Annotated in this window: 10 protein-coding genes and 2 pseudogenes; 9 read left to right on the forward strand and 3 right to left on the reverse strand. The window is 43.6% G+C overall.

The genetic code is table 11. From position 1 onward, the window contains the following. Window positions 1-387, forward strand: a pseudogene (locus LCD46_04470) (DNA primase). Window positions 388-728: 341 nt separating this feature from the next. Here the strand turns inward: LCD46_04470 and LCD46_04475 are convergent. Then, complete coding sequence (locus LCD46_04475; GenBank protein ID UOY71588.1) at window positions 729-1,310, reverse strand: hypothetical protein; 582 nt, start codon at window positions 1,308-1,310, stop codon at window positions 729-731. Between the two features lie 230 nt (window positions 1,311-1,540). Here LCD46_04475 and LCD46_04480 point away from each other — a divergent pair, with 230 nt between their 5' ends. Together LCD46_04480 and LCD46_04485 are read left to right on the forward strand one after the other, a co-directional pair. Continuing rightward, entirely contained in the window at window positions 1,541-1,777 is a 237-nt protein-coding gene (locus LCD46_04480; protein UOY71589.1) for a hypothetical protein, read from the forward strand. 54 nt (window positions 1,778-1,831) lie between these two features. After that, window positions 1,832-2,974, forward strand: a complete 1,143-nt coding sequence (locus LCD46_04485) for a hypothetical protein (GenBank protein ID UOY71590.1) — start codon at window positions 1,832-1,834, stop codon at window positions 2,972-2,974. Between the two features lie 271 nt (window positions 2,975-3,245). Here the strand turns inward: LCD46_04485 and LCD46_04490 are convergent, their stop codons facing one another. Continuing rightward, window positions 3,246-4,376 carry a KAP family NTPase gene (locus LCD46_04490; protein UOY71591.1) on the reverse strand — a complete coding sequence of 377 codons (1,131 nt, stop codon included), beginning with the start codon at window positions 4,374-4,376 and terminating at the stop codon, window positions 3,246-3,248. Between the two features lie 187 nt (window positions 4,377-4,563). Here LCD46_04490 and LCD46_04495 point away from each other — a divergent pair. Beyond that, window positions 4,564-5,642: pseudogene (locus LCD46_04495) on the forward strand (IS3 family transposase). Between the two features lie 546 nt (window positions 5,643-6,188). Here LCD46_04495 and LCD46_04500 read toward each other — a convergent pair. Beyond that, window positions 6,189-6,815 (reverse strand): TetR/AcrR family transcriptional regulator, encoded by a 627-nt coding sequence (locus LCD46_04500; GenBank protein UOY71592.1) that lies wholly within the window; start codon window positions 6,813-6,815, stop codon window positions 6,189-6,191. A 138-nt stretch (window positions 6,816-6,953) separates the two neighbouring features. On the opposite strand from LCD46_04500, the gene LCD46_04505 reads away from it, so the two are divergent. From LCD46_04505 to LCD46_04525, 5 genes are all read left to right on the forward strand, one after another. Then, the gene (locus LCD46_04505) at window positions 6,954-7,241 is read left to right on the forward strand and encodes a hypothetical protein (GenBank protein ID UOY71593.1); all 288 of its coding nucleotides are present in this window, start codon (window positions 6,954-6,956) and stop codon (window positions 7,239-7,241) included. A 9-nt stretch (window positions 7,242-7,250) separates the two neighbouring features. Beyond that, a complete protein-coding gene (gene mdtN, locus LCD46_04510) occupies window positions 7,251-8,270 on the forward strand; it encodes a multidrug transporter subunit MdtN (protein ID UOY71594.1) in 1,020 nt (339 codons plus the stop codon). 12 nt (window positions 8,271-8,282) lie between these two features. Then, window positions 8,283-10,262, forward strand: a complete 1,980-nt coding sequence (locus tag LCD46_04515; GenBank protein ID UOY71595.1) for an FUSC family protein — start codon at window positions 8,283-8,285, stop codon at window positions 10,260-10,262. Window positions 10,263-10,555: 293 nt separating this feature from the next. Then, complete coding sequence (locus LCD46_04520) at window positions 10,556-12,136, forward strand: AMP-binding protein (GenBank protein ID UOY71596.1); 1,581 nt, start codon at window positions 10,556-10,558, stop codon at window positions 12,134-12,136. Continuing rightward, a complete protein-coding gene (locus LCD46_04525; protein ID UOY71597.1) occupies window positions 12,133-12,585 on the forward strand; it encodes a MarR family transcriptional regulator in 453 nt (150 codons plus the stop codon). Before LCD46_04520 ends, LCD46_04525 begins: the two co-directional genes overlap by 4 nt. Window positions 12,586-12,599: the final 14 nt, after the last annotated feature.

The following is a 12,599-nucleotide window of genomic DNA, read 5'->3' on the forward strand; positions in this document are numbered from 1 at the left end:
GGGACCGGAAATAAGGAGCATCAGCAGGTCATTGAACAGTGTGAGGCCTTTCTTAACGCCTATGGCATGAGCCGTTTCGCTCCGCTCAATTATGATCCGCGCGATTTGCCGATTCATGAGCTCTACGGATACAGAGACAAGGGGGGAGATTTTAATGAACCGGTACTGTTTTATTTCCTGCCGACACCTTTTAAAAATGAGGTAGCCAAGGGCTTCAATAAGGATACGGTGGTGAGAATTCTCAGTGAGTCGGGGATGCTGAAAAAGCCAGGGCACGGCAAAGGCTGGCAGATTAAAACGCCGCGGTTAAAGCATCTGAATAATGCTCAGCCATGGACTTATGTTTTGCTGTTTGCCCCTGAACTGACAGAAGAAAAAACGCAGTAGCGATGTGACTTTTAGTTGCCTCAGTTGCCTCAGTTGCCTCAGTTGCCTCAGTTGCCTCAGTTGCCTCATAGCTAGTTAGATTTTCTATCTAATTAATATATATGGTTTTTTACAAAGATTGTTGAGGCAACTCTGAGGCAATTACTACCTTGTTTGAGGCAAATACTGCGTGTTTTGAGGCAACTTACAAACTGAGGCAACCGGATTTCAGCGCGAGTTGCCTCAAATCACCCCTGAGTTGCCTCACATTTTGAAATTAAAACCTTAAAATACATATGGTTGTAATTTCTGAGGCAATGAGGCAACTGAGGCAACCACTTTTTGTATCTCTATAATGATTTTTATCCAGCGGTAACCAACAACCACTGCAGGAGCAGAAGTGTCAAATAGACCGCTGAGGTAAAGCCAAGCAAAAGCAAAAAAGCCAATGTTCGCTTCACCAAAGGACTGAAATCGCGATAGTGAACGAGGTTAATTTCACGGGCTATCGATTCCTTGGATCTTATTGCAAGGATGTCAGGCAAATCTCCGTTGATAGAAAGAGCTTCGAACATTACAGAGTCCTTTGGAGCAAGGCTTTCAAATTCAATGATGTACCTTCCATCAGCCTCTTTGAATTCTGTAAACTTCCGAACCGGCCATATATTCAGATATCTCGGTTGATAGTTGAAAATCACCTCAATTTTTGTTGCGACTTCTCGACCTTCATTTAACAACGTGACCGAACGTGTGTGTACAAGTTGCTGGTGGCGAATAACTTCACCTTCTGGATTCCTTAAAGGTTCAGGAACGAGAAAAGTAAAGTTGTGCAACTCGCCGTATGCAAGCCTGACGCGAGCCTTGAAGTAAGTATTTAAGGTCCATGTGAGTAACGCCGCTACTACTGAAAAAATCTCTTTGCCATAGAGTTTCAAAAATTCCATTTGACGCCTTCGCTATATCAGCCATGAACACCTGACAGATAAGTCGGCACTTCAACAATGCCAATCGACTTAAATTCCTGCCCTTCAAGGCTATGAGGTTAGCACGAAACTTTCCTGCTTAGTGTTGTGGTGTTTTTTACGTTCTTCTTCTGATCGGTAGCTTAGCTACACATCTCATTTAAGGGATTATCGATCACGAGAACGGCGGCAATTAACTTCCGGAAAGTGACATGTCACGGGCCATAAATGGCGGGATGAATTACAACCCCGTGCAGTACCTCAGTGGCTATGGCGCTCCTGTTGTTTCATCCACCAGCAACCATTCAGGGGGGACCATCAACCAGACCAATCATTACAACATAATCGCTGGTGGCGTGGATGCGGACGGGCTGGTGAGGCGTATCAAGCAGGAACAGTCGGAAGACATTCATCAGCCAATGAATTTGACCAAGACTGACAAATTCTAATACGTCTAACTTCCTGATAGGATTAATCCGAATGCGTTCAACTGGGATAGGGATATGAAGAAAACTTTGATTGCAACATTAGTGGGCATAACGATGTTAACCGGGTGTGGGCCACAAGAGTTAACCCCCGAACAAAAACAGGAAGTTTCTGCACTTAAGGCTGAGTTGTCCCAAACTGAGGGAGAAATCTCAGCAGCGAAAGAAGTTGATCAACAATTTTCTGGTGGGTTAATCAAGAATTTAACGACAGCAAGATTGGAGGTTTTAGGAACTAATAAGGCTCTTTTAGAACAGCGTATCAATGCTATTGAGTCCGGTGCCAAAATTGATGTAGTTGTCTCTGGTACCAAGCCAGACCCTGAACTTGCTGCCTCTATTAAAACAGAGATCGATAATCTGACTGTTAAAATTAACGAAGCTAAAGCAGATGCCAGCCAGTACACTGGTGGTTTGATTCAGGTACTGAAACTATCAGCAGTTGCCACTGAAGAGCAAAGCATGGCTATGCTTCAGCAAAAATACCTTACCGCTAAGTATGGGCTCGCTGAAGTTAAGTTAGCACCTGTTCAAGATAATGCAGCAACCGCCAGCGGCAAGAAGGAAGCAACTTCTAAAACTACCCAAGAACAACCCCCTCTGTTGCCACCCGCTGAAGGCCCGTTCGGTCTTGAAGCTGGTCTGACCCAGAAAAATATCGAAGATATGATCGGGGCAAAGTTAAAACCACTACCGGATAGCGTGAATCTGTATACTTCCGATACACTACCGAAGCAAAACGCAGATTTTGAAATGTATGGTTTGTTGATCTCGCCTAAATCTGGCTTATGTCAAATACGGGCTTTAGGAAAAAATATTGATACTGATAGCTATGGTTTGGCTCTTAAATCCAAGTTTGAGGAATTGAGTAATTCTCTAAGCTCACTGTATGGAAAGGCTGAAACTACAGACCTTTTGCTTGCTGGTTCAATCTGGAAAGAGCCTCAGGACTGGATGATGGGGCTAAACAAAAAAGAGCGCTTCTTATCTGCAACCTGGAAGGGCGCAAAAGAAACGCCGCTAAAAAATAATATTGATACTATCTCTATTGAAGCCAGAGCTAACAGCTCTTCCAAAGGATATGTCTACCTCCAATACTCATTTAAAAATAATGATGTGTGTCAGGCTGAGATTGAGGGAGCAAAAAAAAGTTCACTGTAAAACACTCCCCCCATTCTAATGGGGGGGTTATTAAAAGTCAGAAATAGTCATGTTGTTAAATGAAGTATAAATACTGTCAATATATTCTATTCGTCTGCTTCTGCTGCCTTCTATTTCCTGCAGTAGGGAATCTTTCGGTTCGGGGATTCGTCTTCTCTCTCGCATTTCATCATCAGTCAGTAAATGGTAGTTAATAATGCAATTTAATTTATAAAAGTGCTCGCTTGTGTTTATTTCATTCTGAGGGATGTTTATTGATGATATGACTCTTTCAGCTGTGATTGTTTTTTTTTATTAATTTTTCGAGTAATGCAGGGCTACAGACTTTAAGGAAGCATACCAATGCCAAGGATACTTGAAAAACTGTTCCGGGCATTTCAGTTATTAAATGTTTATTATCAATCACGGAAAAAACTGAGTAGCAACGCTCAGCCTCTCTGAGAGAACATCCATTATTTTCCAGAAGCATTGATAACGTATTGACGAGAGGGCCTCCTCTTGTTAGAAGCCTTTGCTCTTTATCTATAGATAGTAAATACTGTTCCATTGTTGACTGTTGATACCCTTCCTTTACTCTTTCATTATTACGTGTGGCTTTAGGTAAGCTAAACCAGTAATGAATGAATTTGTTAAGGTATAGTCGGGAGTCGATGTTTCCGTAACGGCATTCAATACTTTTCTCAAATTGATCCCGATTAACTACAAGGAAAAAAACGAATCCTTTTACAGAGAATATATGTTTTATTTTTTCCAGTAAATCTAATGAATAATCTGGTCTTGCTCTATCAAGTTCGTCAATCACAATAAGGGTTTTTTTATTTGTTTTAGTGAAGAACTCCTCTAGGATTTGCTTAAAATAAATGATGTTGTTTCTTTCGTTTTTGGCTGATTTAATTTTATTTGCTATGTATTCCTCTACGGGGTTTGATAACGAATCAGCTAATGCATCTGTTGCCTTTTCTAAGCTTGTGGCTGTTAAAAGATTAGCTGTGGCTGCGGAAATGGCAAATTTTGCAGAGTGAGAAAGAACCGAGACACCTATTTTCTTGCTGGCATTCAATAGTTTTTCACCAAGCTTAGGGGCGAGTTTTTTTTCGCCCTCTATCAATTCATATATTACTGATGATAACGATATGAAAGGATCGGTTTGATAATCATTTTCGTAGGCATCAAAATATATAACGTTTAAATCATCGTGCCGTAATTTTATTTCTGAGGTCATCATTTTAACAAAGGCTGACTTTCCATTACCCCATTTGTCTTCTAATGCTAATACAAGATTTTCATCTGGAGCCTGGAGTGTAACTCTCATTATTTGCTCAAATAGTGGTTTTCTATTAAATAAATCTGAATCATCAGTGAAACCATCATTGAAGCTATTTTCCGAAGTTGTCAGTATCATGAGTAGTCCTTTTGGCTTATAATGGAAAATCTATAACAACATAGAAATTATATAGTTAGGCTGAAATATTCAACATTTTTCTGCCCATGTTCCTTAACTAAATTTCCCTTATGTGATGACCTGCTCCCCGTTGATTAATACACCCCGATGTTAGTAATGTCTTCATAAGCCACATGAGGACATCCCCATGAAGAAGCGTGTTTCCGACGAACAGATCATCAGTATTCTTCGCGAAGCGGAAGCCGGAGCTTCTGCCCGTGAGCTCTGCCGTAAGTACGCCATTTCCGACGCCACCTATTATACCTGGCGTAAGAAGTATGGCGGTATGGAGGTGCCCGAGGTGAAGCGGCTTAAATCTCTTGAAGAGGAGAACGCCCGCCTCAAGAAGCTGCTTGCCGAAGCCATGCTGGATAAGGAGGCACTTCAGGTGGCCCTGGGGCGAAAGTACTGACGACAGGCCAGAAGCGGGAAGCCGTTGAGTTTATGTGTGATGCGACCGGTCTGTCGCAACGTCGTGCCTGCAGGCTTACGGGTTTGTCCCTGTCGACCTGCCGCTATGAGGCTCAGCGTCCGGCAGCTGATGCGCATTTATCAGGGCGCATCACTGAGCTGGCACTGGAGCGCAGGCGTTTTGGCTACCGCCGCATCTGGCAGCTGCTGCGTCGTGAGGGCCTTCACGTCAATCACAAGCGTGTATACCGTATTTACCACCTTAATGGACTGAGCGTAAAACGCAGACGACGCCGTAAAGGGCTGGCAACCTAACGGTTTCCGCTTCTGCGCCCGGATGCGCCGAACCTGACATGGTCGATGGATTTCGTTATGGACGCACTGGCCAACGGTCGGAGGATCAAGTGCCTGACCTGTGTGGATGATTTCACGAAGGAGTGTCTGACAATCACCGCTACTTTCGGTATTTCAGGCGTTCAGGTCACGCGTATTCTGGACAGCATCGCGCTGTTTAGGGGCGATCCGGCGACAATAAGAACCGATCAGGGTCCGGAATTTACCTGCCGCGCGCTCGATCAATGGGCCTTTGAGCATGGTGTGGAACTACGGCTTATCCAGCCAGGTAAGCCAACGCATAACGGATTTATTGAGAGTTTTAACGGACACTTTCGCGATGAGTGTCTGAATGAACACTGGTTCAGCGATATTCTTCATGCCCGGAAAACGATTAATGACTGGCGGCAGGATTATAACGAGTGCCGTCCCCATTCATCGCTGGATTACCAAACACCAGCTGAATTCGCAACGGACTGGTGAAACAGGAAATATGAAGAAAAACCAACCGACATTACTAACTGAAGGTTGTATCTAATCCTGGTGGCAGGTCAAAAGACCTATTTGGACACGGTAAAAAGAGAGGGAGACGTGCCTTTTTATATAAAGGTTTCATGGCGAAAATAAATAGAAGAATGTAATCACTATCAGTGAAATTAGAAAGCATTTTGGCAATAAATGCTCTCAATATAATAATAGGTTGATTGATTTTAATTGGTTTTTTAAGATGGTTTGTCCACGATTTCTTGATATACTTAAGCGCGAAGTATTCTTCTGAATTTGGCCTGCTTAATTGCAGGCTTTTTTTTAATTATAGAAAATTCAGTATCAAGAACATCGGTTTGCTAACCACATTTACTCACTGGTTGTGACGTTCTTTCGCGGATGTAGCCAGCATGCAATTCAACCACCTCTTGATGCTATGAGAGGTAGTGCATGGAGCGGGGGGGGATTAACAACCATGCACTTCAGGACATATACTCAGACATATATCAGCAATAAATACCTATGATATCAAAGGTATTTTTACTAATCCGATTTAACCAACTGTACTTCCGTTGATTCAAGGTAGAGTGCTAGAGAATGCAGTATTTTGGGAATGAACTCGTAAGGAAGTTTATTATCCCGCTGGAAAGCCTGCTGCAGAGTACCTATAGCGAGGGAATGAAGGAAGTTCGCTTCTCGTATAATTTCTGATTTTGTAACGTTACGGTTCCTGCGCTCTAATATATGGATCAGGAAAGCAAGAAACTTCGACTGAGTAAAATCCGGATTTATTCTCAGAAGAAGTGGTAAATAGGCCTTGTTCTCAATAAGGAAGTTGGCATAGGGCTGAAAAATAGCATTAATAAGATCGCCTGCAGGCAAAGAGCACCAGTCCTGCTCCACATATTGGTTTTTTTTCGCATCCAACATCTCGGAAAGTTTGTTATCAAAACTGAGCTTCAGTGATTCCTTAACGGACTCAATATCGGGGAAAAAATGATAAAGCGAACCCGGCGCTGTACCTGAACGCTTTGCAAGTTCCTGAATAGTGAGCTTTTCAATGGAGATGTCACTGATAATCTCAGCGGCTGCATCCAGGATTTTTTGAACCCTGAGGTGCCCCCTTCGTTGCATGGGGGGTCGTAAGCGGTTGGTATCTGAAATTGCCATAATGTGTCCTGGAAGAAGGTGACCTGTTGGTTGTCTATTTTGCACGATCTTGAGATTTGGTGCTGTATAAGATAAGCTAAACTTGAATAAAGATTCAAGTTTAGCTACTTTAACATTAAATTTCATGAACATACGAAAATGTACAAACATCCAGGCAAGCCATCATCATTCCATCTTCTGACGGTGCTGTTTATTGCCGTGAGCTCCCTGACTGGGTGTTCTCCCGCACCTTCTGTTGTCTTGTTCGGCGCATCCTTCCCTGACTGGCTTCTGTGTACGGGCATCGGTGTCACAGGAATGACGCTCTTACACATACTTTCCAGTAACTTGCACAAAACGGGCTGGTTATCCCCGGCAGTCGTTGTGTATCCCTGCGTTACAGCATTGATTTCTATGCTGACATGGCTGATTTTCTTCCCGTCTTAAGGTGCCGAAATGACCGTAAAAAGAAAAATTTATGCGCTCAGTTTATTTCTGGTGACGCTGATGGTTTTGGTGCTTGTCTTGTTCAGAATTGATGCCGCACCGCGTACTGATGATGCTTATGTCTATGCTGACACCATCAACGTCGTTCCTGAGGTGAGTGGCAGAATTATTGAATTGCCAGTCAAAGATAACCAGCTCGTGAAAAAAGGGGAGCTGCTTTACCGCATTGATCCGCGTCCATTCCAGAATTCACTGGATGCCAGTCAGGCCCGTCTGATCACCCTGAATGAGCAGATCAAGTTATCAGAACGCTCCGTCAGTGCGCAGCAGTACAACGCCGATGCCGTCGCTGCCCAGGTAGAGAGTGCCCGTAGCCAGTATCAGCAGGCGCAGGATACATATAACCGTAAGCTGGCGCTGATGGGTAAAAACTATGTGTCTAAAGAAGAGCTGGAGCAGGCCAGAACAGCGAGAAACAGTGATGAAGCTAATTATAACTCGACCAGACTTCAGGCCCGACAGGCCAGTGCCGCTGTCAGCGGTGTGGATGCGCTTGTGGCGCAGCGGGATGAAGTAAGGGCACAAATTGCCGAAGCTAAGCTGAATCTTGAATACAGTGAAGTTCGTGCCCCATTCGATGGACGAGTCACAGCACTGAAGACCACTGCGGGTCAATATGCATCCCCGGCACAACCTGTCATGACGCTCATTGATACAGGGCAGTGGTATGTCATCGCCAACTTCAGGGAAACCGATCTGAAAGGTATTACTGAAGGAACAACGGCAACGGTATTTATCATGGCGGATACCGGCAAAGCTTTTTCTGGCACCGTAGACTCAATGAGCTATGGCGTTGCACCGGGTGACAGTGCCACCGTCGGAGGACTGCAGTTAGTCGAAAAGACCATTAACTGGGTTCATGTTTCCCAGCGTTTCCCGGTAAAAATAAAAATGTCTGAAACCGATAAAGGACTCTTCCGTATTGGTGCTTCAGCTGTTGTAACGTTGCACCGCGGCAACAAGTTTTAACGGGGTCAGACTATGGGTACCACGTCTCCTGCTATGAGTGATTTGTGGATTTCTATGCGTCCATATCCCGGGCGTCTGAACCATGTCTTACGTGCTATGGTGGCTTGTACGATTGTGGTGATCATGTCGCAAAGCCTGCAGGTACCGCTGCTGGCTTTGTCATTAATTACCGTTTTTTTTGTCACCCAGACGAACATTGTTGTGACCAGACTGACGGGGATATTGTTTATCGTCGGGTCCACTTTCTCTATTGTTCTGTCATTAATTGTTCTGAAAGTGACATGGAATACCCCATTTTTGCGGATCCTAATCTCCTTCACGCTTTTTTTTGTCAGTGCGTTTTTGATGCGGACGACAAAAATCGGCGTGGTATTTTTTGTGGTTGCTATTGTCGCAATATACACGCAAAGCCTTGTGGATATTTCACCTGATGCAGATACTCTGGTCAGAGGGATCCTTTGGGTATGGGTGGCCGTTAACTATCCCATTGCCGTGACATTAATTGTCAATTCTCTCCTGATGCCATTGGAGCCGGAGATTCAGCTAAAACGGACCATTGGGAAGCAATTGTCGGATATGGCTTCTCTACTTTCAGCTGATGCCGCGTTACTGCGAAGACAAAACACCTTAAGCCAGGCAGGACGCGATATTCAGACGCTGTACCGGCTTTTGCGTTACAAAACGATGCGGGACAAACATGCTGCACAAAAAGGGGGGCATTATCTTACTGCGATCGCAATTGTTTCTGAACTGCGTACAGCATCTTGCCATCTTCCCGCTAGCTTTGAAGGGGAGGATGTATTAAAGGATGCAGAAACACTCCGTAATGCAATAAAGCAGTTAGAATTAATGCTAATTAATGGGGAGCCTGACTGGCAAACGAAACCTCCGGTATTGCATTCCGCAGAACCAGCCTTTATCGCGATAGCGGACATTATCAGCTCTTATAACAAACAAGTGGCGGCAGCGGAAAATAAGGCAAATACCCAGGAACTATCGCCAGGTACACACGCGGGTGTTCTGGTAAAGGATGCCTTCAGCAACGAAAATTATGTGTTTTTTTCACTTAAAACACTGCTGAGTGCGGCAGTTTGTTATTTGTTCTATACCGCAACGGACTGGTCAGGTATTCATACCATTATGCTCAGTTGTCTCATTGTTGCGCAGCCGGGTCTGGGGAATACGCATCGGAAAATCATCCTTCGTCTGGTCGGTGCTGCAGTTGGCAGTGTGTTTGCGCTGGTGGCTATTGTCTATCTTACTCCACGGATCGATACGCTGTTTGGCCTGCTCTGTATTGTGCTTCCAGTCATCGCATTGTCTTCGTGGATCTCTGCTGGCCCGGAGAATATAAGTTATGCAGGGGTGCAAATCATGTTCACCTTCGCTCTTGCGACGCTTGAGACGTTTGGTCCGGTCACAGGGTTGACAGAAGTAAGGGACAGGATCGTCGGTATTATCCTGGGGATTATCGTTGCAGGTCTTATCCATACCCTGATAAGACCGGAACGAGAGGGCGGTGTAATGTTGCAGAATCTTGGTGCATTATTTGATGAAGCCCGGAACTGGCTTCACAGTGCAACTCGCCATAATGAAACACGTCAGAAGGTCGCGACCGGTCTCGTGGAATGTGAAGATATCGCGGCCAGAGTTGCCATTGAACCCACCTGGTTTAGCGCTGAAGGATCGCATGATCAGTTGCATCAACACTCTCTGTCGATTTTGAACGCCATAAAAAATGTGCTTTTTTATATCGATCGCGTTTCGTTTGAAAAAGAACATCTGAAAAACCAGGAACCCGCCAATGAATTTATTTTGGGGATTCAGGGTAATATGGACAAGATTTCCAGTGTGTTAAATGGTAGGACTGTAAGCGATAGCGATGTTTATTATCCTGTTCCCGATAGCGTATTGCCGGACTCGTTCAGGGATGCCGCTAAGGGGTTAGAGGAGAGCCAGCGACACTTCTTTAACCTCACCTCAACGTTATAATTTGTCTTGTACTTAAGCCTATGGTAGAGCATAACTCGATGTTCTTGTTTTTTTGTAATTTTGTTAAAAAAATAAAGGTTATTTTCAAATTTATTTGGAGTGTTGGAGTATTGTGTTTTTGAGTTATTTGATCATGGGGTTGTGACTATGAAATATAGTGGAAGCATGAAGTAACGCCGTGAAATTAAAATAAGTGAGGGAACTCTCACTTATAAAAAAATACTACTCCAACTCTTGATTAAACATCTCTAATGTTAAAAATTAGTTAAAGACAATAACCGGGGGGCAATGCGGTGAATCAGAACCAGACTAAAGAACATCATACTTTGACCGAAATGTTTGAATCATCTTGCATAACTTATGAGTGCTATCCTGCCATTATATGCAACGATGCGATAGTCAGTTATGCAAAAATGGGCGAGCTCAGCAGAAATATTGCTGCATGGTTACAAAATGAAGCTTTTTTTACGCGTGGTGATTGTATCGCTATCATGCTTCCAAATTCATTACAGTATGCAATTTCAGTCATGGGGGTGTTACGGTCAGGGATGGTCGTTGTTAACATAAACCCAAATTCGACACGCTATGAAATTGAAAAATATATGATGGACTGTCGTCCTAAGGCCATCATTACGTTACCAGAACTGAAAGAAAAATGTCCGGAAGGTGATAATCTTTATATTATTGAAGCTGGTATGGATGATTTTCCGGACACGCCTGATGAATGTCTATCTGACTCATATGAAAAGGGAAATATCACCACTCTCGAAAAAATCATATTTTTGGGACAGTGTTTTTCATTTACCGCTCCCGAGGTAAAACAGAATACCCTGGCCTTTCTTCAGTATACCGGTGGCACGAGTGGAATTCCAAAGGCGGCAATGTTGACTCATGGCAATATCGCGGCAAACCTCAATCAATTACATCGTGTTTGCGGTGAATATCTGACAAAGGGTAAAGAGCGAATTGTAACTGCATTGCCCTTATATCATATCTTTTCACTAACGGTGAATTTTCTTTATTTCTTTTCGATTGGTGCAGTGAATATTTTTATCAGCAATGCCAGAAAAATTGATGACGTCATCAGTGCTATGATGAAGTATAAATTTACGGCCATTACAGGGGTTAACACGCTTTATAACGCATTGTTGAACCACCCTAAATTTGCAGAACTGGATTTCTCAGCAGTTAATTTTTGCGTTAGCGGTGGTACGGAGCTGGTTCGCCCTGTGGCTGAGAAATGGTTCGGCATTACAGGAAAACCGATTCTTGCTGGTTATGGCATGACGGAGTGTTCTCCTCTGGTTTCCGTTCAGTCTTTTGCAACCACGCAATGCCTGAGTAACGTGGGTTGTGCCGTCGCAGAGACGCAGATAAAACTGGTTGATGCCGATGGGAATACTGTTTCACCCGGTGAAAAAGGTGAAGTCGCAGTCAAAGGGCCTCAGGTTATGTCCGGGTACTGGAAAAGAGATGAAGAAACTCATGAAGCCTTAAGGGATGGATGGTATTTCACAGGCGATCTCGCCGTGCAGGATCGGCAAGGCGTCATTACTATTCAGGGCAGAAAGAAAGATATCATTATAGTTTCCGGGTTTAATGTTTACCCTGCTGAAATTGAAGCTGTGGTTCTGCAACATCCATTAGTCAAAGAGGCGGTGGCAATAGGCGTGCAGGATGATGTTACTGGCGAGGCGATAAAACTATTTATCGTACCATCAGATATAACGCCAATGGAAAGTGATATTCGGGAATACTGCCGGAAATTCTTGACATCATATAAAGTACCTAAACATATTGAATATATTGATGCATTACCTAAATCTGGTGTGGGTAAGGTTCTCAGATATAAACTTAAAGGTATTTCTGAATGAGCGAAAAGCCGCTATCGAACGATCTTATTCGTGTGATTGAAAAACTTAATGTCCTTTATCACGAGATGAGGAATGAAGTTAATAAAACTTTATTGCCAATGGCGTTAAGCTTATCAAAATTGCGTGTGTTGAAGGTTATACAAGATACGCCACAATGCTATGCTTCAAGCATCATGGATTGTCTGAACTTCACCTCCCGAAGTGTCACGGAAGCTCTGGATTTTCTCTTATTAGCCGGATTCATTACACGTGAAAAAGAATCTGGTAATCGTAAAGTGAAAATTGTCCGGCTCACCACGGCGGGAGAAATTATCCTTGCCAAAGCTATGAGCGAGCGGGACAGGAAACTGAATGAATTACTGTCTTGCATGAATAATAGTGATTTGGAAATGTTCCAGGACGTTATTAACAGAATGTTTATTTCGTACAAGAGCATGAAAGGCTTGTAATGGGGTTATTGAGG

The organism is Enterobacter ludwigii, assembly GCA_023023105.1.
In the GTDB taxonomy this organism is placed as follows: Bacteria; Pseudomonadota; Gammaproteobacteria; order Enterobacterales; family Enterobacteriaceae; genus Enterobacter; species Enterobacter adelaidei.